The sequence below is a fragment of the Streptomyces sp. cmx-4-9 genome, assembly GCF_046548835.1.
Taxonomy (GTDB): Bacteria; Actinomycetota; Actinomycetes; order Streptomycetales; family Streptomycetaceae; genus Streptomyces.
The window spans coordinates 168,080-192,780 of record NZ_JAEBEE010000002.1 but is presented as its reverse complement, the minus strand read 5'-3'; the positions used below and the strand labels follow the sequence as shown (position 1 = coordinate 192,780).

The window sequence follows — 24,701 nt, the reverse complement described above, 5'->3', positions numbered from 1 at the left end:
GGCGGACACCGGTCAGCACATCCCTGCGGGCTGCGACACCTGGCAGCGGTTGCCGAGGAACGTGTTGCCCGTGCCGGTGCCCTGGTCGGCCAGGTCCGCCGGCTTGTTGCCCAGCACCGTGTTGTCCTTGATGAGGTTGTCGCTGTTCTGGGCGCCCACGAAGCTCTTGAAGAGCAGGATGCCGCCGGACAGCGGCGAGGCACCGACGTTGTCGCGGATGGAGTTCCCCCGCACGGTCGTCTCCTCGGCCCCGGTCAGCACGATGCCCACGCCCTGGATGTCGGGGAGGCGGCTGTTGCCGCGGCAGAACTTGTTGTTGGCGTGGATCAGGTTGCCGCGGACGCTCATGGCCCCGGCGCCCGGCTCGCCCTCGTCGCCGACGACGAAGACGCCGCCGCAGTTCCCGGTGAGGGTGTTGTCCTGGATGCTGAGGTTGCGGACCCGCCGGGCCGTCACGCCGATGCGGTTGCCGGTCATCGTGTTGTGGCGGACCACGGCGCCCAGGGTGTCGGTGGCGCCGCCCTCCCGCTCGACGGTGTTGGCGATGAAGATGCCGGACTCCGCGTTGTCCCGGGCGGTGTTCTCGCGGAAGGCGCCCCGGGTGGAGCGCTCCTGGGCGATGCCCCAGGTGCCGTTCTTCTCGGAGATCACCCGCTCGACGGTCAGCCGGTCGGTGTAGGAGGCCCAGAGGCCGTTGCGCTTGAAGCCGGAGACGGTCAGCGACCGGATGGTCACCCGGTCGACGGTCTGCTCGGGCGTGCCCATCACGCAGATGCCGGTGTCGGCCTGCGAGCAGACCGCGCCCGCACGGACGGCCTGCGGAGCCGGGGCCTGCGGCGGCATCAGCACCGTCTGCGGCCCCCATCCGCGCAGGGTCAACCGCTTGGTGATCAGTACGTTCTCGCGGTAGGTGCCGGGCATCACCGTGATGGTGTCCCCGGACTTGGCGGCGTCCACCGCTTCCTGGATCGATTCACCCGCCTGCACCGTGTGCCGGGCCGCCGCCGCACCGGCGGTTGCGGAGGGCGCGGCCGCGCCGATTCCCGCGGCCATGGCGAGGGCGATGCAGGCGAGGTGCTTCATCTGTCGGTTCGTCACATGCCGAAGCTAGGGGCGATCACGGCCTCCCGCCACACCGGGTGAGCGGATGGATACCCACGGTGCGCAAACGGCTCCATTTTCCTACCGGCGCGCGGGCCGGGGAGGGGCGAAGCGGCGGGCCCGTACGCGCGCCCCCGCACCGCCTCGGACGGCGGGCGTCCGAAAGGGGGCGGGGCGGCACGTGGCCGGCGTTCGTTCCCGCCGGGCGCCTCCCCCGGTCGGCCCCCGTCCCGGGCCGTTGCCTCCCCGCGAGCGGCGGCGCAGGTCAGGGCCGGTTTCCCGGCCGCCGTCGGCGGCGGGCAACAGGCAACCCGTCGACCGCCGGGTCCGGCCGGGAAAGCCTGGAGTTGTCCGCACGAGGCACGACCCACAAGGGGAAACCATGCGCAAGATGTTCCGCGGCGCCGCCGCGCTCGCGACCGCCGCCGTCGCCGTGATCGCGCTCAACGGAACGGCCGGGGCTGCCCCGGCCGACGCCTGGGCGGGCTGCCCGGACGGAGCGGTCTGCATCTACCCGCAGAACCAGAACCCGGCCGTCAAGCCGACCCACATCTTCTACGCCTACGGGGCCCACAACCTGAGCAACCAGTTCGGGAACCACTGGGTCCTCAACAACCAGACCGGCGGCGCCAGCGCCAATCTGTGCACCGGTTCCAACGGGGCGGGCTGCGGCGGCGCCATCGCCGCCGGCCGGGGCGTCTACGCCGACCTCGGGCCGATCAACTCGATCCGCCTCAACCGGCCGTGAACCCTGCCTGACGGGAGGTGCCCGAAGCCGCCGACCCACGGCTTCGGGCCATCCTGTTCTCGTCATACCGGAATCAGGATGGCGTGGTCCGTCCGACCCCCGCGATAGCCTTGGCGACGTCATCTCGCCGCCTGGGCGCGCTCTGCCATGGGGGATGTTGTGGGGGATCCGGACCGCCGACGGAACACCGATCACCAGCACGAACCACCCGAAGACACCGCGCCGTCCTTTCCGGCGCAGCTCCGGCGCCTTCGTGTGCAACGCGGCCTGTCACTGGCCGACATGGCCCGCAGGACGCACTACAGCAAGGGCTATCTCAGCAAGATCGAGACCGGTTCCAAGCGTGTCACCGTCGATGTCGCGCGGCGTTGCGACGAGGTCCTGCGAGCGGAGGGCGAGCTCCTGCGGATGGCCCGGGAGGCCGAACCACCCGGCGGGGGCGCTCCCGTCGGCACCGCGGCGACCGACACAAACGGAACCGGAATCGAGGCGCCCGGACCGCAGGCGCAGGGTGACTGCCCCTACCGCGGCCTGCCGGCCTTCACCGCGCTGGACGCGGGCTGGTTCTTCGGCCGGGAGCGTGCCACGGCCGCCCTCGTGGAGCGGGTCTTCGAACGCACCGGGAACGGCCCGCTGCTGCTGGTCGCCCCCTCGGGAGCCGGGAAGTCCTCCCTGCTGAACGCCGGACTCGTACCGGCCCTGCGCCGCCCCGGGGGCTTCCCCATGGCGGGCGCCGCAAGCTGGCCGGTGGTCCGCTTCACCCCCACGGCGCATCCGCTGCAGGAGCTGCTGGAGGCCACCGCGAAGGTGCTGGGCAGCGATCCCGGCCTCACCGCCGGGGAGGTCCGGGAGCGGCCGCGCGCCCTGCTGGAGGCGGTCCGCCGGTTCTCCGAGCCCCTGGCCGGGGGCCGCGCCGGTCCGCAACCGCCGCCTGTCCGACCGGTCCTGATCGTCGACCAGTTCGAGGAGCTGTTCACCCTCTGCCCCGACGAGGAGGAGCGCCGCGCCTTCGTCCGGGTGCTCCGTGCGGTGTCGGCAAGGGGTACGGATCCGGCCGTTTCCGGCGGCCCCGGTCCCGGCGGGACCGTCCCTCCGCGGGACTGCGGGCCGGGGCCCGATCCCGCGGTCGTGGTCCTCGGCGTGCGGGCCGACTTCTCCGGTGACTGCCTGGGCCTGCCCGAACTGGCCTCCGTGTTCACCGAGGCGCTGTTCGTCCTGCCCCCGATGTCCGTCGCGGAGCTGCGGGAGTCGATCACCCGCCCGGCCGCCCTCGCCGGGCTCGCCCTCGAACCGGGCCTGGTCCCGCTGCTGCTGCGCGACGCCGGCCTGCACGAGCGGCCGGGCTCCTCCCCGGAGCCCGGCCCGGGGCCGGGCCACACCCCGTCCGGCGCCCTGCCCCTGGTCTCGCACGCCCTGATGGCGACCTGGCAGCGGCGCGAGGGGGCCACCTTGACCGTCGCCGGGTACGAGCACAGCGGCGGCATCGGCGGAGCCGTGGCCCGGACCGCCGAGACCGTCTTCGCGGGGCTGTACCCGGCCGAACAGCGGACCATCCGCCGGATCCTGGTACGGCTGGTCCACGTGGCCGACGGCGCGGGAGCCACCCGGCGGCGGATCGGGCGGGCCGACCTGATGGACCAGCTGGCCGACGCCGACGGCGTCGCCGCGGCGCTCGACCCCTTCGTACGGGCCCGGCTGATCACCATGGGCAGCGACACCGTCGAGATCACCCACGAGGCGCTGCTGCACGCCTGGCCCCGCCTGCACGGCTGGATCCATGCCGACCGGGCCGGACTGCTGATGCAGCAGCAGCTGGCGCACGCCGCCGGCGAATGGGAGCGCGAGGGCCGCGACCCCAGCGCCCTCTACCGGGGCACCCGGCTGGAGGGGGTGTGCTCCTGGGCGGACGAGTTCGACGGCTGGAGCCGGCTCGCCCCCCGGGAGGCGGCCTTCCTCCGGGCGGGCCGGGACGCCGAGGAGGACCGGCAGCGGCTGGCCCGGCGCCAGGTGCGGCGCCGCCAGGGGATGCTGGCCACTCTCGTCGCCCTGCTCGCCCTGGCCCTGACGGCCGGCGGCCTGGCCTACCAGCAGCGCGCCGGGGCCCTCGCCCAGGAGCGCGCCGCCCGGTCCCGGGCCCTGGCCCTGCAGTCCGCCTCGCTGGCCGCCGGCCAGCCCGAACGCTCCATGCTGCTCGCCGGCGAGGCCTACCGCACCGCCGCGACCGACGAGGCCCGCGGCGCCCTGCTGAGCACCCAGGCCCAGCCCTTCGTGGCCCGGCTCGGCGGCCACGGCGGCCCCGTGAACGCGGTGGCCTTCGCCCCCGGCAACCTGTTTTTGGCCACAGCCAGTTCCGACGGCACGGTGGCGCTGCGGCGGATGGCCGACCGGGTCACGACCGCGACGTTCACCCTGCCGGGCCGGGTCCGGTCGGTCGCGTTCAGCCCCGACGGCCGGCTGCTCGCCGCGACCTCCACGGACGGGCCGGCCCGGCTCTGGCGCATCGGCGACCCCCGGACGCCGACGGTGCTGCCGGACAGTACGACGGGCGCCCGGGCCCTGGCCTTCGCCCCCGACGGCCACGCCCTGGCCTCGGCGGGCACCGACGGCACGGTCCGGCTGTGGGAGGCGGCCGGGGAGCACCGGGAGCTCGCCTCGCTCAGCGGGCACACCGGGCGGGTCAACGCCCTGGCCTGGTCCCGGGACGGCCGGACCCTGCTGTCGGCCGGAGCCGACCGCACCGTGCGGCTGTGGGACGCCGGCCGGGCGCGGCTGCTCGGCGTGCTCTCCGGGCACACCGACGAGGTGCTGGGCGCGGCCTTCGCGCCGGACGGGCGGACGGCGGCCACCGGCGGGGTCGACCGGACCGTGCGGCTGTGGGACGTGGCGGGGCTGCGTCCGGCCGCGACGCTGGCCGGCCACAGCGACGACGTCAACGCGGTCGCGTACACGCCCGACGGGACGACGGTCGTCAGCGCGGGCGGCGACGGGACGACCCGGTTGTGGGACGTCGCCGGCGGCCGGCCGGTGGCCACCCTCGCCGGGCACACCGACTACGTGCTGGGCGTGGCCGTGGACTCCGCGGGGAGCCTGTTGGCCACCGCCGGGTTCGACCAGTCCGTGGTGCTGTGGGACCTGCGGGGGCGGACGCTGACGGCGCGCCCGTTCGCCGAGGTGTGGCACGCGGCGTTCAGTCCGGCGGGCGACCTGCTGGCCACCGCCGAGGCCGACCACTCGGTCCGGCTGTGGGACGTGGCGCGGCGGCGGGTCGCGGCGACCCTCACGGGGCACGGCGAGACCGTCTTCTCGGTGGCCTTCGCCCCCGACGGCCGCACCCTGGCCTCCGCCGGGTCCGACGGCACGATCCGGCTGTGGGACGTCCTCGCACGCGCGCCGCTGGCCGCGCTCGAAGCCGGGCACGGGACCGTGTTCTCGGTGGCCTTCGCCCCCGACGGCCGCACCCTGGCCTCGGCCGGGTCGGACGGCGCGGTCCGGCTGTGGGACGTACCGGGCCGCCGGCTGCTCGCCACGCTCAGCGGGCACACGGACTTCGCCAACGACGTGGTGTTCAGCCCGGACGGACGCATCCTGGCGAGCGCCGGGGACGACCTGGCCGTCCGGCTGTGGGACGTCGCCGCCCGCCGTCCGCTGGCCGCGCTCACCGGCCACACGGGAGCCGTGCGGGGCGTCGCCTTCAGCCCCGACGGGCGGCTCCTGGCGAGCAGCGGCAACGACGGCACCGTACGCCTGTGGGACGCCCGCCGGCACCGGCCGGAGGCCGTCCTCGCGGGGCACACCGGTTCCGCCCGGGGCCTCGCCTTCTCCCCCGACGGGCGCACCCTCGCCTCCAGCGGCAACGACCGTACGGTGCGGCTGTGGGACGTGGCCGGGCGCCGGCTCGGGGCCACGCTGACCGGGCACACGAACGCGGTGTGGGGCGTGGTCTTCGCCCCGGACGGGGGGACGGCGGCCAGCAGCAGCACCGACGGCACCGTCCGGTTGTGGGACCTCGACGTCGGGGCGCGGCTGGCGGAGGTCTGCCGGCTGCGGGTGGCGACCGGCCCGCAGCAGGCCGCGGCGGCGGGCGGCGCCGCCGGACTTCCCGGCGCCGGCTGCCCGGAGTCGTGAACCGGTGGGCTCCCGCCCGGCCTTGGGGTTTCCCGGGGTGTTTCCCGTTGCCCGTTGCCGCGGGGCTCCCGCGGGGCCTCGACGTACGCGGGCTGCGGCCCCCAGGCTGCGTCGGGAGGGCCGGTGCCGCCGCCTGCGCGCCGCCTGTGCGCCGACTGCCCGACCGTCCACCGCCCATCGCCCCTCACCCGTCCCGGAATCGAGGTCCCGCATGCTGTACCGCTCCGTCCTCCTCGGTACGCTCACCGCCCTTCTCGTCCTCCTCCTGTCCCCACCCGCCGGGGCGGCCGCCGCCGCGGACGGCCGGTGCGCCGTCCTCGCCCCGGGAGCCTCGCCCACGGCCGAGCGGGCCGTGGCCGCTGCCTGCGCGCAGGTGGACGCGGGCGTCTGGTACAGCTGGGGCGGCGGGCACGGTCCCCAGCCCGGTGCCACGTACGGGCAGGTGGACCCGGACGACCCGGCCAGCGCGCACGACCCGGAACGGCTCGGCTTCGACTGCTCAGGACTGGTCCGGTACGCCTACGCGCAGGCCGCCGGCTCCGACCTCCTCGACGGGGTGGCGGCCGGCCAGTTCTACACGCACCGGGCGGCGGGACGCTTCACCGCGGCCGAGGGCCTCGGCCCGCTGCTCCCCGGCGACCTGCTGGTGTGGGGGACCCCGCAGCGCCTGCACCACATCGCCGTCTACCTCGGTGCGGGCAGGATGGCGGAGGCCCGGCAGTCCGGGACCCGGCTGATGGTCAGCGACGTCCGGTCGGCGGGCGACTACCACGGCGCCGTGCGCATCGACCCCGGACCGGAGACCGGGCATCTGTTCCGGACCTGGGGCAGCGGTGTCTGGACCAAGACCGGGCCGTCCGTCCGGGCCGAGCGCGTCCACGCCTTCCCCGGGCCGACGACGATCCGAGTCGCGTGCCAGAAGCACGCGGAGTCCGTCACCTCGGACGGCTACACCAACGACGCCTGGTCCTACCTGCCCGACTACGGCGCCTGGGTCAGCAACATCTACGTCCGGGGACCCGCGTGGCTGGACGGGGTGCCCGCCTGCGCGGACTGACCCGGGGCCGTCCCGGGGTCCGGGGTCAGCCGTTGGCGATCACCAGCAGGGTGCGCGCCGGCGACTCCCCGGGCAGCCGGCAGCGGTGCGGCACCTCGCCCCGGTGGTGGGCGCTCTGCCCGGCGCGCAGGAGCAGCGGCTCCTCGCCCTCGACCTCCAGCAGGACCTCTCCCTCCAGGACGTAGAGGAAGTCCTCGCCGGGGTGTTCGAACCAGCCGCGTTCGCCCCGGCCGGGCTCGAAGTGGTGCTCGTAGGCCTCCATGAGGCCGCTGCGCCCGCCCGGGATCAGCACGCGGGCGACCTGCCCGGCGCTCTCGTCCACCCGGATCACCTGGGGGTCGCTCTCATGGCTGACGGCGCCCGGCCGCGCGGGCGGCCGCAGGAAGGCGCCGGGGGCGACGCCGAGCGCTTCGGCGATCCGGTAGATCGAGCTGAGGCTGGGCGCGGCGAGGCCGCGTTCCAGCTGGCTGAGGAAGGGCTGCGAGAGGCCCGAGCGGGTGGCGAGGACGGCCATCGGGACGCCGCGCTGCTTGCGGCAGGCCCGGATCACCCGTCCGACCTCGATCGCCTCGGGCGTGGGTTCGGGTCGAGACACGCTGGTGAACGTACCGCATGGACGATCACGGCCTCCGGGCGCTCCGGTCAGGTTTCGCACGGCCGCAACACTCCCGTCATAAGCGTGGTCAATTATTGACCTCACTTATCAACGACGAGGAGCCGCCCCGTGCACGCCACCCCCTCACCGCCCGGCCGGGCTCTCGGCCGGCTCGGCCCGGCCCTGGGCGCAGCCGGCGCCGTGCTCGCGCTCTGGTACCTGGCCGCCGGGTCGGGTGCGGTGGCCCCCGGGCTGCTGCCCACGCCGGGACAGACCCTCGCGGCCCTCGCGGACAGCGCCCGCAGCGGGGTCCTGGCCGCCGATCTGGGCGCCAGCGCGGCCCGTGCCGGGCAGGGCTTCGCGCTGGGGGCCCTCGTCGGCAGCGCGCTGGGCTTCGCCACCGGCTACCTGCCCTGGCTGTCCGCCGCCGTCACGCCGGTGGTCTCCTTCCTGAGGCCCATCCCGGCGATCGCCCTGGTCCCGCTCGCGACCGCCTGGTTCGGCATCGGGGAGAGCGCCAAGCGGCTGCTCATCGCGTACGCCGTCCTGCTCGCCGTGTGGCTGTACGTCCACGACGGCGTCTCCCGGATACCGGTGTCCCACCTCCGGGCGGCCCGTTCGCTGGGCGCCCCGCTGCACCGGCGCTTCACCGAGGTGCTGCTGCCCGCCGCCGCACCCGCCCTGCTCGCCGCGCTGCGCTACGGCGCCTCCGTGGCACTGCTCGCCCTGGTGGCCGCGGAACTGGGCGGCGCGGACAGCGGACTGGCCTACCGGCTGCAGGTCGACGGCCAGTTCCTGCGCGTGGACCGGATGTTCGCCGGTCTCCTCGTGCTCGGGCTGCTCGGTGTGGCCGTCGACCTCGTCCTGGCCGGGATCGGCCGCCGGTTCGCCCACTGGAGCACCTCGTGAGCCTGGACGTGCGACTGGAGGGGCTGTCGGTCGGCTACGGCGCCGCCCCGGTACTGGGGCCCACCGACCTGGAGTTCCCCGCGGGGTCCTTCACCGCCCTGCTGGGGCCCAGCGGTTGCGGCAAGTCCACGGTGCTGGGCGCCGTGGCCGGGTTCGTGGCGCCCCTCGCCGGCCGGGTGACGGCAGGGTCCCGGCCGGTGCGCGCCCCGGGCCCCGACCGGGGGGTGGTCTTCCAGCACTACGCGCTCTTCCCCTGGCGCACGGCGCGCGGCAACGTCGAGTTCGCCCTCAAGCGGCTCGGCCTGCCGCGCGCCCAGCGCCGCCGGCGCGCCCTGGAGGCGCTCGCCGAGGTCGGCCTGGCGGACGGGACCAGGAAGTACCCCGCCCAGCTGTCCGGCGGCATGCAGCAGCGGGTGGCGCTGGCCCGCGCCCTGGCCGCCGAACCCGAAGTGCTGCTGATGGACGAGCCGTTCGGGGCGCTGGACGCCTTGACCCGGTCCCGGATGCAGAGCCTGCTGCGGCAGCTGTGGCAGCGCCGGGGCACCACGGTGCTGTTCGTCACGCACGACATCGACGAAGCACTGGCGCTCGCCCAGCGGGTCGTCGTCCTCGGCGGGACCCCCGGCCGTGTCCTGGCCGACCACCGGGTGCCGCCCGGGCCTGCCGACCCGGACCTGCGGGCCCTGATCGCCCGCCATCTCAGGGCGGACTGACCCCGCCACTCCTGCACTCCACTCCCCCTGCCCGTTTCCCCTGCTCGGTTCTCCCTGGAAGGACTCCCCGTGCCCCGACCCCGCGCGGTGCTCGCCGTACTGCTGGCGGCCCTGCTCTCCCCGCTCGCCACCGCCTGCGACGGCGCCCCCGCCCCGGCGGGCTCCGGCGGCGCGGACGGCCGCCCCGCCGTCACCCTCGCCGCCAGCGACCACCTCGGCGGCGCACCCGTGTACGTGGCCCAGGAGCGCGGGCTGTGGTCCGCCGAGGGCCTGCACGCCACCGTCAGCACGCAGCCCACCGGCAGGGACGCACTGAACGCCGTACTCGGCGGGCAGGCGCAGCTCGGCGTGGTGGGCGACCTGCCCGCGGTGACCGCCGTCCTCGGCGGGCGCGAGCTGCGCGTCGTCGCCGACCTGTCCCGGTTCTCCGACTGGCGCCTGCTCACCCGCACCGACCGTCCCGTCACCGGCTTCGCCGCCCTGCGGGGCCGCAAGGTCGGTGTCCCGCAGGGCACCAACGTGGAGTACGCGCTGTCGCGGATGCTGGCCTCGGCGCAGTTGACCACGGCCGACGTGTCGGTGGTCAACCTCGCGCCGAACCAGGTGCCGGCCGCCCTCGCCCGCGGGGACATCGACGCCGGGGTGACCTTCCCCAGCTTCTACGACGCGGCCCGCACCGCGCTCGGCGAGCGGTACGCCGAACTCCCCTTTTCCGGCTACACCGCCCGGACCCTGCTCGTGGCGGGCCCGTCCGCCGACGAGGGCGCCACCGCGGCCGTGCTTCGCACCCTGCTGAAGGCGCAGCGCGCGATGGACGCCGACCCCGCGGGTGCGCGCAAGGCCGTGCTCACCCAGTCCAAGGGCGCCCTGCAGGCCGGCTACGTGGACGCCTTCCAGCCGCGCTACGGCTACGGCGCGACCCTCTCCGCCGAGCTCCTGGCCGACCTCGGGCAGGAGGCCGCCTGGGCCAAGGCGGCCCAAGGACTGCCGGGCTCCGCCGACCGCGCCGCACTCCTCGGCCGCCTGCACACCGCGCCCCTGACCGCGGTGGACCCCGCCGCCGTCACCGTGCACTGACCCGCCCCGACCGACCCGCCCCACCCCTGAGGAGACCCCCATGACCGTCGACCAGAACACCGTGCGCCGCCGCGGCGTCGGCCTCATCGCCCACGACCCCGAGCGCAGTTACGGCGGATACACCCTCTACACCCCGATCACCGGTGCCGGGGAGATCCACCTCGTGGACATCGAGGGCCGGCCTGCGCACACCTGGAACTCCCCGCACCCGCCCGGCCGCCAGGCCCAGCTGCTGCCGGGCGGCACCCTCTTCTACGCCGCGAAGGACACCTCCCGACCGGGCCTGTTTCCCATCTGGGACGTCTACCACGGAGGCATCTTCCAGGAACTGGCCCCGGACTCCACGGTGCTGCGCGAAGCCCGCCACCCCTTCCACCACCACGACGCCTCGGTCCTGCGCAACGGGAACCTCCTGATCACAGTCGTGGAGCCGCTGGCCCCCGCGGACGCGGCACGGATCCTCGGCGGCATCCCGGGGTCGGAGGCGCCCGGCGGGCTGATCTACGGCGACGTGGTGTACGAGTTGACCTGGGACGGGGAGGAAGTGTGGCGCTGGGCGGCCATCGACCACCTCGACCCGAAGGACTACCCGCTCAACCCGCACTTCGCCCGCGAGCACTGGCCGATGGCGAACACCGTCAACGAGCTGGCCGACGGCTCGGTCGTGGTGGGCTTCCGCAGCGCGTCCAGCACGGTGGCCGTCTCCCGGGCCGACGGCTCCGTGATCTGGCGCATCGGCCCCGACGTCCTGGCGCAGCAGCACCACCCGCATGAGCTCCCCGGGGGCACCGTGCTGGTCTTCGACAACGGGACCTACCGCGACACCACCTCGGTGCCGTACTCGCGCGTGCTGGAGCTGGACCCGCGCACCGGCAAGGAGGTGTGGTCGTACGTGGACAACCCGCCGCAGAACTTCTACAGCCCGTACATGTCCAGCGCGCAGCGCCTGCCGAACGGCAACACGTTCATCGCCGAGGGCTCCTTCGGCCGGCTCTTCGAGGTGACGCCCGCGGGGGACGTGGTCTGGGAGTTCGTGGTGCCGCAGTTCCGGTCCTTCGGGGACGGAGTCGGCCTGGAGTCCTCGGCCGGCGCCCAGAACTCCGTCTTCCGTGCCTACCGGTACGCGGCCGACCAACTCCCCTGGCTGTGACGGGCCTCCCTCCCCGGGAGCCTCGGACGGCGTCCCGGCAGCCGCCGACTGCTCTTAACACTGCGGTCATTGAACGGCGTCCGGGCCGGGCTTAGCGTGGTGGGCGGAAGGCGCCGACCGGCCTTCCTCCTCCCGGACGGGGCCTGCGGTCAGCCGTCCGGCCGAGCAGGAAGGCGCCATCCGACGTGTCCGCACCCGCCCCACCGCTGCACCTCGCCGTCGCTCTCGACGGCGCGGGCCGGCACCCGGCCGCCTGGCGCGAGCCGGGTGCCCGGCCCGGAGAGCTGTTCACGGCCCGCCTGTGGGCCGACGCCGTCGTCGAGGCCGAGGCCGGCCTGCTCGACTTCGTCACCTTCGAGGACTCCTTCACGGGCCCCGACGGCCGCACGGACCTGGTCCGGGGACGGCTCGACGCGGTGCTCACCGCCGCTCGCGTGGCGCCGCTGACCCGCCGCATCGGCCTGGTCCCGGGCGTGACCGCCACCCATACCGAGCCCTTCCACGTCTCGAAGGCCATCGCCACCCTGGACCACGTCAGCCGGGGCCGGGCGGGCCTGTGCGTCCGGGTGACCCGACGCACCGACGAGGGACGCCACTTCGGCCGCCGGCCCGCCCCGCTGCCCGTGGAGGAGGCGTACCAGGAGGCCGTCGACCACGTCGAGGTGGTCCGGCGGCTGTGGGACAGCTGGGACGACGACGCGGAGATCCGCGACGTGGCCACCGGCCGGTTCGTCGACCGGGACCGGTTGCACCCCATCGACTTCGAGGGACGCCACTTCCGTATCCGGGGGCCCTCGATCACCCCGCGGCCGCCCCAGGGGCAGCCGCTGGTGGCCGCCCGCGCCGACGGCGCCGCGGCCGGCGGCCACGTCGTCCGGTCCGCGGACCTCGGCTTCCTCGCCGCGCACGACACCGAAGGGGTCCGCGCCGCCGTCACGGAGCTCCGGCAGGCCCGCGGGCCCGCGGCGCCCGGCCCGCTCCACCTGTTCGGGGAGTTCACCGTGTTCCTCGACGAGGACGGCCCGGCGGCCGCGGCCCGCCGGGACCGGCTCGACGCCCGCGCGCTGCAGGTCCCGTACAGCGCCGGCACCGCGGTCTTCACCGGGACGTCCGGGCAGCTCGCCGACCTCCTCCAGGAGTGGCGGGGCGTCGGCCTGTCGGGCTTCCGGCTGCACCCCGGCGTGACCGCCCAGGACCTGCCCGCCATCACCCGCACGCTGGTGCCCGAACTCCAGCGGCGCAGGCTGTTCCGCCGTGCGTACGAGGCAGACACCCTGCGCGGGCTGCTGGGACTGGACCGCCCGGCCGGCCGGTACGCCGCCGCCCGCCCCACTGCCTGACCCCGGAACCGGAAGGGACCACCATGAGCACCGAGCCGCTCAAGCAGATCCACCTCGCGGCGCACTTCCCCGGGGTCAACAACACCACCGTGTGGAGCGATCCGGCGGCCGGCAGCCACATCGACTTCGACTCCTTCGTGCACTTCGCCCGGACCGCCGAGCGCGCGAAGTTCGACTTCCTCTTCCTGGCGGAAGGGCTGAGACTGCGGGAACAAGGCGGCCGCATATACGACTTGGACGTGGTGGGCCGGCCGGACACCTTCACCGTGCTGGCCGCCCTGGCGGCCGTCACCGAGCGCCTCGGCCTCACCGGCACGATCAACTCCACCTTCAACGAACCCTATGAGGTGGCCCGGCAGTTCGCTTCCCTCGACCACCTGTCCGAGGGCCGGGCCGCCTGGAACGTCGTGACCTCCTGGGACGCCTTCACCGGGGAGAACTTCCGCCGCGGCGCCTTCCTGCCGCGCGAGGAGCGCTACTCCCGGGCCCGCGAGTTCCTGGACGCCGCCACCGGGCTGTTCGACTCCTGGGACGGGACGGAGGTCGCCGCCGACCCCGGCTCCGGCACCTTCCTGCGGGAGGCGCAGGCCGGTGCGTTCGCCCACCGCGGCCGCCACTTCGACATCGAGGGCCACTTCAACGTGCCGCGCAGCCCCCAGGGCCGCCCGGTGATCTTCCAGGCCGGTGACTCCGAAGAGGGCCGCGAGTTCGCCGCCGCGCGCGCGGACGCCGTCTTCAGCCGGTACGCGACCCTCGACGAGGGGCGCAGGTTCTTCGCGGACGTGAAGCGGCGGCTGCCCGCGTACGGGCGCACCCCCGAGCAGGTGAAGATCCTTCCCGCGGCCACCTTCGTCCTCGGCGACACCGATGCCGAGGCGCACGAGAGCGCCCGCAAGGTGCGCCGCCTCCAGGTGAGCGGCCAGACCGCGATCACGTACCTGGAGCAGGTGTGGAACCGGGACCTGTCCGGTCACGACCCGGACGGTCCGCTCCCCGACAGTGATCCCGTGCCGGGCGAGAACACCGTCGCCCTCGGGCGGGCGAGCGTGCGACAGTTCCGCGACCCGCTCGCCACCGCCCGCCAGTGGCGCGAGCGGGCCCGGGCCGAGAACCTCTCGATCCGCGAACTGGTCATCGCCACCACCGCCCGGCAGACGTTCATCGGCTCCCCGGCCACGGTCGCGGAGTCGATCAACGCCCTGGTGCAGGCGGATGCGGCCGACGGCTTCATCCTCGTCCCGCACCTCACCCCGGGCGGCCTGGACGCCTTCGCCGACACCGTCGTACCGCTGCTCCAGGAGCGCGGGGTCTTCCGCAGCGCGTACACGGGCCCCACCCTGCGCGACCACCTCGGCCTCGCCGTACCCGCGGCGTCCACCGCCGGGCGGCCGCCGGGCCCCTGAAGGCTGCGCCGCGCGCCCCCTGCCCTCTGCCCCGACCCCCCAAGGAGCGGTCATGTCCGGCATTCCCCTCGGGGTCCTCGACCTCGTCCCGGTCTCCTCCGGCTCGACGGCCGCCGAGGCCCTGCACCGCAGCATCGACCTGGCCCGGCAGGCGGAGGCCTTCGGCTACACCCGCTACTGGTTCGCCGAGCACCACCTGAACCCGGGTGTTGCCGGGACCTCCCCGGCCGTGGTGATCGCGCTGACGGCCGCCGCCACCCGCACGATCCGCCTCGGTTCCGGAGCCGTCCAGCTCGGCCACCGCACTGCCCTGTCCGTGGTGGAGGAGTTCGGCCTGATCGACGCCTTGCACCCGGGCCGTCTCGACCTCGGGCTGGGCCGTTCCGCGGGCCGGCCGCCCCGGCACTCGGCGGAGCCCGCGCCGCCCGCGGCCCCGGTGGCGGGCGGGTACACGCCGGGCGGACTGCGCATCCCGCCCCGCTTCTCCTTCGCCCACCTGCTCGGCCACCCCCGGGTCGCCCTCCAGCAGCAGCTCCTCAACCTGCCGGGCGCCGAGCCCCCGGACTACGGCGAGCAGGTGGACGACGTCCTCGCCCTGCTGCGCGGCGAGTACCGCTCCGCGCAGGGGGTGGAGGCGCACGCGGTGCCCGGTGAGGGGGCCGACATCCAGGTGTGGATCCTCGGCAGCAGCGGCGGCCCGAGCGCGGAGACTGCGGGCCGCAACGGCCTGCCCTTCGCAGCCAATTACCACGTCAGCCCTGCCACGGTACTGGAGGCCGCCGAGGGCTACCGGGCGGCGTTCAAGCCCTCCGCCGTCCTGGACCGGCCCCTGCTGGCGGTGTCGTCCGACGTGGTCGTGGCCGAGGACGACGCGAGTGCGCGCGAACTGGCCGCCGGGTACGGGCCCTGGGTGCGCAGCATCCGTACCGCCGAGGGCGCCGTACCCTTCCCGTCGCCGGACCAGGCGCGGGCGCTGCCCTGGACCGACGCGGACCAGGAGCTGGTGGCGGACCGGGTGGAGACGCAGTTCGTCGGCTCGCCCCGGACGGTCGCCGACGACCTGGAGCGGCTGCAGGAGGCCACCGGCGCCGACGAGCTGCTGATCACCACCATCACGCACGGCCATGCCGACCGGGTGCGCTCGTACCGGCTGCTCGCCGAGGAGTGGTACCGGCGCTGAGCCCGCCCCGGCGGGGCCCGGCCGGCGCGGATCGCGTGCCGGCCGGGGTGCGGGGCGGGGAGCGGCGTCAGCCGCCGTCGCGGACCGCGACGATGCCGTTGAAGACGCCGATGTACGCGGTGCCGTCCGGGCCGAGGGTGATCGGCGCCCAGTTGTTGTCGTACAGCGGTCCGGTGCCGGTCAGCCGGCGCCAGCGGCGCTCGCCGGTGCGGAAGTCGACGGCGGTGAGGTACCAGGCGTCGATGCCCCAGGCGTTGGGCTCCTTCTCGTAGAAGTAGAGCAGGCCGTTGCCGGTGGAGAGCTTGGGCACCGTGGAGGGGGAGCGGATCGCGCTCTCCCAGACCGTGTCGCAACCGCTGCCGTCGGCGCGGACGTCGATGCGGCTCACGCCGCCGACGACGGACTTGCCCAGGAGCAGCGTGGTGGGGTTCTCGTAGCCGTAGTTGTTCTCGACGACGATGCTGTTGCCCCAGGTGATCAGGGAGTTGTCGGTGGTGGAGGCGCCGGATCCGAAGACCGGGACCTTGCAGACCAGCCGGCCGCCCGCGGGGACGTCCGGGCCCCGCCGGTAGACCAGCACGTTCATCCGGTCGTCGGCGTTGTCGGTGATGGCCACGTAGCCGTTGCCGAAGAGGTCCGGGGTGGTGCCCGAACCCTGGTTGACCGAGCCGGGTTTGGCGGCGGTACCGCGGTCGTACGTCTCGCGCCACTGCACCCGGGGGGCGCCGTCGGCGGCGGCGCGGAAGCTGTAGAGCGCGTGGTCGGTGACGATGGAGACGCCGTCCTCGGCGACCGAGAAGGAGTTCTGGATCTCCTCTCCGGTCAGCTGGACGGAGCGGATCTGCGCGGTCGCCGGGTCCACCGTGCCGACGCGGCCCTGGCGGGTGACCCACCAGATGCGGCCGTTCCAGTCGGGCATCACGGAGGTGACGGGGTCGCAGGTGCCGCTGGGCCACAGGTTGGTCCAGCCGACGCAGTCGTGCGGGACGTGACCGGTGAGGTCCCAGTCGTCGTCGACGGTGAACTTCCAGCTGCCGTCCGGGTTCTGCGCGTGCGAGAGCCGCAGGACGTGCTGGCGGGAGTCGGCCAGCACGGCCCGGTCCTGGTCGTCCAGGTAGAAGTAGGCGCCGCCGGAGGTGTCCTTGAAGATCTTCGCGAAGTCGATACTTACAGGTCAGCCATCCGCCTGACCTGCAGTCGACTCTGTCGCCGATACCTCTTTGGGAAAAGACTGGGAAACTTCTCCAACCGAGTCTCGCAGCGTTTCCCACCGCTCCTGCAGAGTCTTCATGATGGCCTTCTCCATGGCCACTGTCACGCTGCTGTAGACGCCCTCCACGCCGGGCACCTCGTGCCCCATGCGGGACTCCACCGCGAACTTGCTGTGCCCATCCTCGTCCAGCCAGGCCTTGTGCCCGTGGCGCATCAGATACAGGCGCTTCCCAACGAACGCCGGGACCTTAACCATTGCTTCCCTCGCGAATCGCCCGACCCGTTTGGGTGCCCCGTCTGCGATCAGGCGCCAGTACGCGTAGTCGAAGTTCACCGCGGCAAGCGATCCGCCCTCGATGGCAGGGAAGACCCAGTTCTTGTCGTGACTCTCGAGGAGCTCTTCCAGCAGGTCAGCCAAAAAGGGCGGGATGACCAACGTGCGCGCGCTTTCGTACTTCGGCGGGAAGAACTGCAGCCGGCTGTCAGCGTACTGAACTTGACGTTCAACACGAATGGCCTGCATGAGCTCGTCGCCCTTCCCGTACCGCTGCAGGTCTTCGTCGTAGCGCTCCGACTCCTCGGGATCAACCCGCGGGTCGGACGCCGGCCACTTCGGGTAGCAGTACTCGCGGGTGAGGCCGTACAGCTCGGACGGACGCATCCCGGTCATGGCCATCGTCCAGACGAACGCGTAGCCGGAGCGGCCGAACAGGGTCTCCGCATTGCGGGCCAGTTGCTCGACGGCCTGCGGAAGCATGTCCTTCTTCCGCTCCTTCGGCTTCTTGATGAACTTGCCCCGGCGCTTGGTTCGCTCCACGGGCGAAGTTTTGATGAGCCTGGGCACGGCGTCGTCGAGGATCATCCCGAGGACCATCATGATCTGTCGGGCGGACCGGTCACCCAAGACGCTATGAACGTGCTTACGGAAGGCACGATAGGCCAGGACGTCGATCTGCGAGACGGACTTGCCTTTGAAGTAAGGGCGGATATGGGTCTCGACGGCCGACCGGTAGCCCTTCTCCGTGAGGTGGGCGTGATCCATGGAGGCCAGCCAGCTGTCGAGCCAGTCCCCCATCAGGGTCGAGCCGTCATGGTTGCTGACGTGCACGCCGTGCCGGATGTCGTGCATCTGGTCGAGGCCGTGCTGGTACGCGACTTCCTCGTCTTCGAAGCCACCCTTGGACTCAAATCGCTTGCGCCCATTTGCGTGGTAGGCGCCTGTCCACCACTTGACGCGGCACGTGCCGCCGCGCCACTCCGTGTACACGTCGAGGGCCCTCTTGGCCATGATGCGTCCCCTTGCTGTGCCAGCCGCCGCGGGCTCGGCAACCCCATGCTGCCGAGACCCCACGGCGCGCTCCATGCGCCAGCTTCAGGCGCCTAGAGGGCAGCCGTGACAGCTGTCGCAGTTACCGCCAAGCCGCCGAACGAGCTCCCGCATGACGGGCTTTGCCGCATCGCGGGCCATCCGACTCTGGCCTGGTACTACGCAGACGATCCCAGTGTCGGAGAGAACGGCCTCACCGCGGAAGGTGGGACCGTAGTCGACTATGAGCGCGCCAGTGTTGAGCATGGCTCCCCCTAGTGTCAGGGACGGTGCGGGAGCCTCGGAGGACGTGATCTGACTCTGCCACGTGTGGTGGAAATGTGAACCACTTCAGCAGAAAGTGATCGGTGTTTTTCTGGCTGTAGCTGTGACTCTGGGGATGGTTGTACGACCATCGACTGAGTTTAAAGATCAGATGAGCCCGGCAGCGCGAAGATCCTGCACAGCCCGCTCACTCAGCGCCCGGATCTGCTCCGCCGTCAGGCCGTCAGTGGTCGCAATGGCGGCCAGCTTGATCACGTCCCGCGCCTCGGCTTCGTGGACCTCGGGCGGGAGCTCGGAGATGACCGTACCCGGCTCGACTGCCGACGGCTCGGCCGACACCGGGACTCCACCCTTGAGGATGCTGACGCATGTGCCGGGGGCCCAACGGAGCAGGGCGTCCATCTTCACGTAGTTGCCGAGCCGAAGCACCTCGCCGCGCTCGACGCGTTGCCAGGGGCCCCGGGATAGCCCGGCCTTCTTTGCGTTTTCGGCGTTCAGGGCCAGTCCCAGTTCTCGGCGTCGCTGGACGGCAGCGTCGGCGAGGCGCTGGAGATCGGCGTCGGAGTAAGGCGCGGGGTCACTGGGTGCCATGACAGCCATCATCGCAGGACTCGCGGGGACCAGCTAGGACTGACCCCCTTTTTGGCTGCAACTTGTCAGCCTCTTTGTGCAGGTCAACGCCAAGTAAGCGCCAAGTCTGGCAAACCTACGTCCAACTAGCTGCTAACAACGGCTAGACATGGCGGTCAACTACAGGCTAACTTCGAGGCATGAACCACCCCCCAACCACCTACGAGGTGGACGGGACGGCGATATGCACCAAGCGCATGGAAGCCGGCAAGTCAGTGAGTGCACTCGCCCTCCAGGTGGGCTGCACGCCGAACTACCTCAGAAAGATCGAACGAGGTGTTCGCCGGCACATGAGCCCGGGCTTCTACGTCCGCCTCCGTGACGCGCTTCAGTCAGCCGACGACGACCTGCTCGCATAGGTCCCCGCTTGAAAGGACACCCGTGGACACCACGAGGTCGCCCGACATCGACATCAACGACGCAAACAAGCCGAGGAAGCCGGATCCCGACGCCATGATCCTCGTCGTGCAGGAAGTGGCCTATGAGCTGCGATGCAGCGTGCGCACTGTGCGCCGCCTGATCGCGGAGGGCGCCCCGGTCAGCCGCGCAGGCAAGCGGGCTCCCATCCGGGTCCACCGCAACGACCTTCAGTACTACTACGACATGCGCCGCCAGGGCGGCCGCCGCCTTAGCCGGTCCCCCCGCACCCGCGCCGCCTAGCGGCTATGCGGCCCCCGACGCCGACTACTTCGCCGGTCGCCGGCACCGAGGGCCTACCGCGATCCACCCTCACCCTGCACGTTCCTGCAGAGAAAACGAGGACCCCGATGTCCCACATCATCGCCGGTGATCCGGCTCCCACCAACCCCACCGCCCGGGGTCGACTGGAGGTAATGGCCTTCCAGCTGGCGACTGGCAACGGGCTCGTCGAGCCGAAGGTCTACACCGCCACGCTCGACGCCTACCGCGCCGAGGTCGAGCGTGACCTGCTCGGCGACGAGGCAAACCCGTCGAAGCTCGTACTGAATGCCGTCTCGTACCGCCTGCTCGTCGAGCGGATCGAGGCGACGATGACCAACCCCGGTCAGTGGGATGGCGACGACGCCGAGGTTGAGATCCTCGCCCGGTACGTCGAGTGGCTGGCCGCTGGGTCGCCCACCGAGGACGGCTGGCCGGCAGTCCCCCAGGGCGGTGCCCGATGAACGCCTCCGACCGCGAACTCCTGACCGCCCTCCAGGCGAACGGTCGCAGCCCCCGCATCCTCGACATCCACCTCGACGACTGCGAGTCCGCGGCCTGCACGGGCTGCGAGCCGCGGCACCTGGAGCAGAAGGCCGACGCCTACCGCGCCGAGATCCGCGCCCAGGTACTGGCCGAGGTGGCGCGGCTCCTGGCCAGCGACACCACGACGCCAGCCCCGCTCCTGATCGACCGGCTGCGTGTCGAGGGAGGCGTTCGATGAGCACTCCGACCCCCGAGATCGCCCGCCTGGACGTCGCCGAGGCCGTCCTGATCACCGAGCTCAAGGCTCTCGCCGCCCGCCGTGAGCGCGCCGGCCTGCTGGCCGAGCAGCGTCACCAGCTCCTCGACCTGGACGCCGACAGCACCTGCCCGATCGAGGGCGCCAGCCGCTACCCGTACCTGCGAGCCGGAGGTCAGTCGTGAGCGACGCCACGAAGATCGAAGCCCGGTTCGCCAAGGACGTCGCCACGCACGAGATGACCGTTCTGCTTGATAGCGGCCTCCACCGACACCTCCGGTTTGCGGCCCCGCAGCCGAACTCGTGGCTCCACTGGTTCGAGATCGTCACCTGGCCTGGGCACCTGGCGATCACCGGAGACATGGAGAGCTTCGCCACCAAGGCGGACGCCGACACGTTCATGAGTTCCCGGATGCCGGACATGTTCGAGTTCTTCCGCGGCAAAGGGATCAACCCGAACTACTGGTCGCAGAAGGTGTCGGGCGGGGCGGGCGTCAAGGAGTTCTCCCGCGACGAGTTCCGCAAGGAAGTCCTTGACTACATCAGCGGCAGCGTCCGCGACTACCCGAACCTGATCGACGAGGTCTACGCGGACATCCTGTCGGACGAATCGATCCGAACCGTCGAGGCCGCGCACGACGCCCTCGCGATGTTCGAGTACAAGGACTTCCGCTTCGAGGACACGCACGAGCTGGACTTTGAGCGCTTCACCACCCACTACCTGTGGTGCTGCCACGCAACCGTCTGGGGCATCGCCCAGTACGACGCCGCGAAGAAGCCGCAGGCGGTGGCGTCGTGAGCGCCCTGATGCAGTCCCTCGCCGACCTGGAGATCGCCGAGCTGGCTCGTCTGGAGGTCGAGTTCGGTCGCCGCGCCCAGGGCTTCAAGCCGTGGACGATCGCCGAGTACCTCGACAAGGTCGCCGCGGTCCACGCCCGCTACGCCCGCTTCACGCAGTTCCAGCAGAGGCAGGTGGCGTGATGGCCATGGAGACCGTCGTGTCGCCGCTGCTGACGGACCCGCCGGCCGCGCCGTCGCGGAAGGCCTTGCCGGTCGACCCGGACTTCGCCGCGACCGCGGCCGCCGGGTACGTCGAGACGCTCGAGGAGTTCGGCGCCCGGATGACCGTCGGCAGGCTCGCCGCGCTGAACGCTGGCGCAGCCCTCTTCTTCGCCGCTCTCGCCCTCACCGGGCGCCACTACCTCCGGAGGACCCGATGAGCGACACCCGGATAGCCGCCGAGTGGCGGGCCGAGGAGTGCACCGACGAGTACCGGGAGTTCTGCCGCTGCCTCATCGTGACCGGCGACGGCGACCGCATCCAGTACGTGGCGGACGCCGAGTCCCCGGAGCTGGCCGAGCGGATCGTCGCCGAGCACAACCGGGGGCTGGTCCGGACGCTGGCGCAGGCTGCAGCCGAGGGGGTCCTCGGATGAGCTTCCGGACCGTGACGAGCTTCGTCGTCGACTGCGACGTCTGCCTGCATCCCTTCGAGAACGGCGACCACGTGGCCCTGTTCGGTTCCACCGCGGAAGCCGAGGCCGCGGCCATCGCCTCCGAGTGGGTGCGGCTCGGACAGGACGGGTTGGCCTGCCCGAAGGACGACCTGCCGCACCAGCTGGCCCGACACCAGAAGAACACCTGAACCCGTCCGCCGCCGGATGCCCACAGGCCAGCGGCGGACGCACCAAACCAACTGACCGGCCGTCGAGCAGCGCTCCAACGCAGCTCCGGCCACGGGCCAGCCTCCACCTCCCCCTCGGAGGCTGGCCCGACCCATCCCTGAAGGAGATCGAATGACCGCGCACCTCTTCGGCCCCAACCGCCAGAAGGTCGGCTACGACGACCAGGAATGGTCCGTCTGGATCCTCGGAATGGACGACCTTCACGACAAGAGTTCCCTGGCCGAAGCGCTGGAGTTCGCCGCCGAACACAACGCCATCTTCGCCGAGCTTCGGCTGCGGGACGACAGTCAGTACTCGCCCGTCATGTACGCCGTCGTCCTCCACTGGGGCTACGCCTGGAACCAGGCCGTCGAGCACTCCTTCGGCGTCGACTGCGGACACCCCGAGTGCGGTCCCTGCACCGTCGACCGTGTCCTCCCGAAGGCCAGCTGATGGCAAAGCCGGCGCCGGAAGGGCGCTGCCAGAGCTGCAAGCAGGTCCGCCCCCTGTTCACGTTCTCCTGGGTGCCCCGCGGCTGGATGGAGTTCACCAGCGCGGAACTCTGCGCCCGCTGTTTCTCGGCCGCCTCGGTCGAGGACGAGGAGAGCGACCTCGAATACGACGCGTTCGGCGAGGTGGCGGCATGAGCGCCATCGAGACCCCGACCGGGATCCTCCTGGGCGAGTTCACCCCCGGTACGCCGGAATGGGAGGAGGCCCGCAACGGCCTGTGCATCACCGCAACCCAGATCGCCGCGGTGGTCGGCCTCTCCCCGTGGCAGTCCCGCTTCTCCCTCTGGCACAGCAAGGCCGGCCTCCCGTCCCCGCCGTTCCAGCCCAACCCGGCCGTGGAGTGGGGCACCCGCCTCGAAGGCGCGGTCGCCCAGAAGTGGATGGACGAACACCAGGACACCAGCGAGGTCGTCGAGGCTGGCACCTGGCGGCACCGCGATCGGCCCTGGCAGCGCGCCACCCCCGACCGGATCTTCACTCCGTTCACAGGGTGGATGGTCGAACCGGGCACGCTGCCGCAGCTCCTCGAGGTGAAGACGTCCCCGTTCGGTGACGAATGGGGTCCGTCGGGCAGCGAGCAGATCCCCGTCCACTACCGGTGCCAGATCCAGTGGCAGCTCGACACGCTCGGCCTGAAGGTCTGCCACGTGGCCGTCCTGATCTCCGGCCACGACTACCGCGAGTACGTCGTCGAGTACGACGAGTCGGAGGCGCTGATCCTCCGAGCTGCAGCCGAGCGGTTCCTCGACTCCATCTGGCGGGACGAACGCCCGTCGATCGACGCCGATGACGCCACCTACCAGACCATCCGCGTCCAGCCCGACGGCCGCGAGGACCGCGACGTCGAGATCCCCGCCGAGCTGGTGGCGCGCTGGGACAAGGCCTACTCCGAAAGCCGGACCGCCGACGCCCAGCTCGGCCAGGTCCGCTCCGAAGTCCTGGACCTGATCGGCAACGGCTACCGCGCCGTCCACGGCGACCGCCGCATCGCCTACCGCACCGTCCGCGAAGACGGCACCACACACTCCCTCGTCCCGTACAGGAGCCACTGATGGGATACGTCGCCCACGACACCGTGATCGTCACCACCAACGACTACCGCCCCGGCGGCCTGCCGAACATCGAGGCCTTCCGCCAGTCCCTGCCCGAGGGCTACCGGCACCTCGTACTTGGGCCCGTCGTGGCGCCCCTCAATGGCTACGTCTCCTACGTCTTCCTGCCCGACGGCAGCAAGAAGGGGTGGCCCGCAGCCGAGGAGGCGAGCGAGTACCGGCGCCAATTCGCGGAGCTCTTCACCCAGCGCTACAGCGACGGCTCATCACATGACGACGTCGTATCCGTTCGCTACGGCGGCGATCACCGCCCCGAGTTCGACGAACCCGCCGCCCGTTACACGCACTGAGGAGCCACCCGTGAGCCAGATCGGCAACGCCATCGCCCGGCAGGAACAGACACCCGCCGCCCTCATCGAGCAGTACAAGGCGGAGCTCGCGACCGTGGCGGCCAGCCACGTCAAGGTCGACACGTTCGCCCGCCTCGCCGTCGGGGTCCTCCGGCAGAACCCCCGCCTCATGGAGGCCGCCCAGTCCAACCCCGGCTCCCTCATGAGCGCCCTCATGACCGCCGCCCGCCTCGGCCTGGAACCCGGCACCGAACAGTTCTACCTGCGGCCCATCAAGCGCAAGGGCCGGCCCGAGGTCCAGGGCATCGTCGGCTACCAGGGCATCGTCGAACTGATCTACAACGCCGGCGCCGCCTCCTCGGTCGTCGTCGAAGTCGTCCGGCAGAACGACCTGTTCCTCTGGACACCCGGCGCCCTCGACGAACAGCACCCCCCGCGCTGGCCCGGCGCCATGAAGCAGCCTTTCCACAAGGCCGACTGGTTCGCCGACCGCGGCCCCCTCGTCGGCGCCTACGCCTACGCCGCCATGCAGGGCGGGGCAATCAGCAAGGTCGTCGTCCTCAACGCCAGCCACATCGCCCGCGCCAAGGCCAAGTCCGACGGCGCCGACGGCGAGTACAGCCCGTGGCGGACCGACGAAGAGGCCATGTGGCTGAAGACCGCAGCCCGCCGGCTCGGCAAGTGGGTGCCCACCTCAGCCGAGAAGCGCAGCGCCGTCATCGAACGCCTCGACGCGCCGACGCTGACAGCCGCCCCGCTCGGCGAAGTCGACCCCGACGAAGACGACGACCCCATCGACGGCGAACTCGTCGACTAGCAGGGCCGGGCCAGCCCGCGGCAATCGGGCTGGCCCACCCCAAGAAGAGCACACGC

General features: G+C 72.4%; 29 protein-coding genes and 1 pseudogene. 25 read left to right on the top strand and 5 right to left on the bottom strand.

Translation table 11 applies throughout. From position 1 onward, the window contains the following. Positions 1-12: 12 nt before the first annotated feature. Complete coding sequence (locus tag ACLJTM_RS06980) at positions 13-1,083, bottom strand: nitrous oxide reductase family maturation protein NosD (protein WP_411103260.1); 1,071 nt, start codon at positions 1,081-1,083, stop codon at positions 13-15. 400 nt (positions 1,084-1,483) lie between these two features. On the opposite strand from ACLJTM_RS06980, the gene ACLJTM_RS06975 reads away from it, so the two are divergent. The 3 genes from ACLJTM_RS06975 (at position 1,484) to ACLJTM_RS06965 (ending at position 7,031) form a co-directional block, all read left to right on the top strand. Further along, the gene (locus tag ACLJTM_RS06975) at positions 1,484-1,849 is read left to right on the top strand and encodes a hypothetical protein (protein ID WP_411102525.1); all 366 of its coding nucleotides are present in this window, start codon (positions 1,484-1,486) and stop codon (positions 1,847-1,849) included. Positions 1,850-1,996: 147 nt separating this feature from the next. Beyond that, entirely contained in the window at positions 1,997-5,974 is a 3,978-nt protein-coding gene (locus tag ACLJTM_RS06970; protein ID WP_411102524.1) for a helix-turn-helix domain-containing protein, read from the top strand. Positions 5,975-6,185: 211 nt separating this feature from the next. Then, on the top strand, positions 6,186-7,031 hold the full coding sequence (locus ACLJTM_RS06965; protein ID WP_411102523.1) for an NlpC/P60 family protein: 846 nt from the start codon (positions 6,186-6,188) through the stop codon (positions 7,029-7,031). Between the two features lie 25 nt (positions 7,032-7,056). Here ACLJTM_RS06965 and ACLJTM_RS06960 read toward each other — a convergent pair whose 3' ends face one another. Then, entirely contained in the window at positions 7,057-7,626 is a 570-nt protein-coding gene (locus tag ACLJTM_RS06960; RefSeq protein ID WP_411102522.1) for a helix-turn-helix domain-containing protein, read from the bottom strand. A gap of 129 nt (positions 7,627-7,755) precedes the next feature. On the opposite strand from ACLJTM_RS06960, the gene ACLJTM_RS06955 reads away from it, so the two are divergent. The 7 genes from ACLJTM_RS06955 (at position 7,756) to ACLJTM_RS06925 (ending at position 15,398) form a co-directional block, all read left to right on the top strand. Continuing rightward, positions 7,756-8,535: an ABC transporter permease gene (locus ACLJTM_RS06955; protein WP_411102521.1), complete on the top strand. Its 780-nt coding sequence runs from the start codon at positions 7,756-7,758 to the stop codon at positions 8,533-8,535. Continuing rightward, positions 8,532-9,248 (top strand): ABC transporter ATP-binding protein, encoded by a 717-nt coding sequence (locus ACLJTM_RS06950; RefSeq protein WP_411102520.1) that lies wholly within the window; start codon positions 8,532-8,534, stop codon positions 9,246-9,248. Before ACLJTM_RS06955 ends, ACLJTM_RS06950 begins: the two co-directional genes overlap by 4 nt. A 69-nt stretch (positions 9,249-9,317) precedes the next feature. After that, a complete protein-coding gene (locus ACLJTM_RS06945; protein WP_411102519.1) occupies positions 9,318-10,325 on the top strand; it encodes an ABC transporter substrate-binding protein in 1,008 nt (335 codons plus the stop codon). Between the two features lie 40 nt (positions 10,326-10,365). Beyond that, on the top strand, positions 10,366-11,475 hold the full coding sequence (locus ACLJTM_RS06940) for an aryl-sulfate sulfotransferase (RefSeq protein ID WP_411102518.1): 1,110 nt from the start codon (positions 10,366-10,368) through the stop codon (positions 11,473-11,475). 185 nt (positions 11,476-11,660) lie between these two features. After that, on the top strand, positions 11,661-12,815 hold the full coding sequence (locus ACLJTM_RS06935) for an LLM class flavin-dependent oxidoreductase (RefSeq protein ID WP_411102517.1): 1,155 nt from the start codon (positions 11,661-11,663) through the stop codon (positions 12,813-12,815). A 23-nt stretch (positions 12,816-12,838) separates the two neighbouring features. Beyond that, the gene (locus ACLJTM_RS06930) at positions 12,839-14,218 is read left to right on the top strand and encodes an NtaA/DmoA family FMN-dependent monooxygenase (protein ID WP_411102516.1); all 1,380 of its coding nucleotides are present in this window, start codon (positions 12,839-12,841) and stop codon (positions 14,216-14,218) included. A 52-nt stretch (positions 14,219-14,270) separates the two neighbouring features. After that, complete coding sequence (locus tag ACLJTM_RS06925; protein ID WP_411102515.1) at positions 14,271-15,398, top strand: LLM class flavin-dependent oxidoreductase; 1,128 nt, start codon at positions 14,271-14,273, stop codon at positions 15,396-15,398. A 67-nt stretch (positions 15,399-15,465) separates the two neighbouring features. On the opposite strand, the pseudogene ACLJTM_RS06920 reads toward ACLJTM_RS06925, so the two are convergent. The 3 genes and pseudogenes from ACLJTM_RS06920 to ACLJTM_RS06910 all read right to left on the bottom strand — a co-directional run. Further along, a pseudogene (locus tag ACLJTM_RS06920) lies at positions 15,466-16,563 on the bottom strand (hypothetical protein); the annotation flags it as partial. A gap of 9 nt (positions 16,564-16,572) precedes the next feature. Beyond that, entirely contained in the window at positions 16,573-17,898 is a 1,326-nt protein-coding gene (gene xerC / locus ACLJTM_RS06915) for a tyrosine recombinase XerC (protein ID WP_411102514.1), read from the bottom strand. A 450-nt stretch (positions 17,899-18,348) separates the two neighbouring features. Then, positions 18,349-18,792: a hypothetical protein gene (locus ACLJTM_RS06910; protein WP_411102513.1), complete on the bottom strand. Its 444-nt coding sequence runs from the start codon at positions 18,790-18,792 to the stop codon at positions 18,349-18,351. Positions 18,793-18,971: 179 nt separating this feature from the next. Between ACLJTM_RS06910 and ACLJTM_RS06905 the strand changes: the two genes are divergently transcribed. The 15 genes from ACLJTM_RS06905 (at position 18,972) to ACLJTM_RS06835 (ending at position 24,645) form a co-directional block, all read left to right on the top strand. After that, positions 18,972-19,190, top strand: a complete 219-nt coding sequence (locus ACLJTM_RS06905) for a helix-turn-helix domain-containing protein (protein WP_411102512.1) — start codon at positions 18,972-18,974, stop codon at positions 19,188-19,190. Positions 19,191-19,212: 22 nt separating this feature from the next. Continuing rightward, complete coding sequence (locus tag ACLJTM_RS06900) at positions 19,213-19,491, top strand: hypothetical protein (RefSeq protein ID WP_411102511.1); 279 nt, start codon at positions 19,213-19,215, stop codon at positions 19,489-19,491. A gap of 107 nt (positions 19,492-19,598) precedes the next feature. Further along, positions 19,599-19,973 carry a hypothetical protein gene (locus ACLJTM_RS06895; protein WP_411102510.1) on the top strand — a complete coding sequence of 125 codons (375 nt, stop codon included), beginning with the start codon at positions 19,599-19,601 and terminating at the stop codon, positions 19,971-19,973. Further along, positions 19,970-20,233: a hypothetical protein gene (locus ACLJTM_RS06890; protein ID WP_411102509.1), complete on the top strand. Its 264-nt coding sequence runs from the start codon at positions 19,970-19,972 to the stop codon at positions 20,231-20,233. Before ACLJTM_RS06895 ends, ACLJTM_RS06890 begins: the two co-directional genes overlap by 4 nt. After that, positions 20,230-20,436, top strand: coding sequence for a hypothetical protein (locus tag ACLJTM_RS06885; protein WP_411102508.1), 207 nt, complete (start codon positions 20,230-20,232; stop codon positions 20,434-20,436). Before ACLJTM_RS06890 ends, ACLJTM_RS06885 begins: the two co-directional genes overlap by 4 nt. Further along, positions 20,433-21,050: a hypothetical protein gene (locus tag ACLJTM_RS06880; RefSeq protein WP_411102507.1), complete on the top strand. Its 618-nt coding sequence runs from the start codon at positions 20,433-20,435 to the stop codon at positions 21,048-21,050. The genes ACLJTM_RS06885 and ACLJTM_RS06880 overlap by 4 nt, the downstream gene beginning before the upstream one ends. Continuing rightward, positions 21,047-21,232 (top strand): hypothetical protein, encoded by a 186-nt coding sequence (locus tag ACLJTM_RS06875; protein ID WP_411102506.1) that lies wholly within the window; start codon positions 21,047-21,049, stop codon positions 21,230-21,232. The genes ACLJTM_RS06880 and ACLJTM_RS06875 overlap by 4 nt, the downstream gene beginning before the upstream one ends. Then, the gene (locus ACLJTM_RS06870; RefSeq protein ID WP_411102505.1) at positions 21,232-21,471 is read left to right on the top strand and encodes a hypothetical protein; all 240 of its coding nucleotides are present in this window, start codon (positions 21,232-21,234) and stop codon (positions 21,469-21,471) included. The genes ACLJTM_RS06875 and ACLJTM_RS06870 overlap by 1 nt, the downstream gene beginning before the upstream one ends. Continuing rightward, on the top strand, positions 21,468-21,686 hold the full coding sequence (locus ACLJTM_RS06865; protein WP_411102504.1) for a hypothetical protein: 219 nt from the start codon (positions 21,468-21,470) through the stop codon (positions 21,684-21,686). Before ACLJTM_RS06870 ends, ACLJTM_RS06865 begins: the two co-directional genes overlap by 4 nt. Continuing rightward, the gene (locus ACLJTM_RS06860; RefSeq protein WP_411102503.1) at positions 21,683-21,895 is read left to right on the top strand and encodes a hypothetical protein; all 213 of its coding nucleotides are present in this window, start codon (positions 21,683-21,685) and stop codon (positions 21,893-21,895) included. Before ACLJTM_RS06865 ends, ACLJTM_RS06860 begins: the two co-directional genes overlap by 4 nt. A 151-nt stretch (positions 21,896-22,046) precedes the next feature. Next, positions 22,047-22,367: a hypothetical protein gene (locus ACLJTM_RS06855; protein ID WP_411102502.1), complete on the top strand. Its 321-nt coding sequence runs from the start codon at positions 22,047-22,049 to the stop codon at positions 22,365-22,367. Further along, on the top strand, positions 22,367-22,561 hold the full coding sequence (locus ACLJTM_RS06850; protein WP_411102501.1) for a hypothetical protein: 195 nt from the start codon (positions 22,367-22,369) through the stop codon (positions 22,559-22,561). Before ACLJTM_RS06855 ends, ACLJTM_RS06850 begins: the two co-directional genes overlap by 1 nt. After that, the gene (locus tag ACLJTM_RS06845; protein WP_411102500.1) at positions 22,558-23,478 is read left to right on the top strand and encodes a YqaJ viral recombinase family protein; all 921 of its coding nucleotides are present in this window, start codon (positions 22,558-22,560) and stop codon (positions 23,476-23,478) included. The genes ACLJTM_RS06850 and ACLJTM_RS06845 overlap by 4 nt, the downstream gene beginning before the upstream one ends. Beyond that, on the top strand, positions 23,478-23,828 hold the full coding sequence (locus tag ACLJTM_RS06840) for a hypothetical protein (protein WP_411102499.1): 351 nt from the start codon (positions 23,478-23,480) through the stop codon (positions 23,826-23,828). The genes ACLJTM_RS06845 and ACLJTM_RS06840 overlap by 1 nt, the downstream gene beginning before the upstream one ends. 10 nt (positions 23,829-23,838) lie before the next feature. Continuing rightward, positions 23,839-24,645, top strand: coding sequence for a recombinase RecT (locus tag ACLJTM_RS06835; RefSeq protein ID WP_411102498.1), 807 nt, complete (start codon positions 23,839-23,841; stop codon positions 24,643-24,645). The last annotated feature ends 56 nt before the right edge of the window (positions 24,646-24,701 follow it).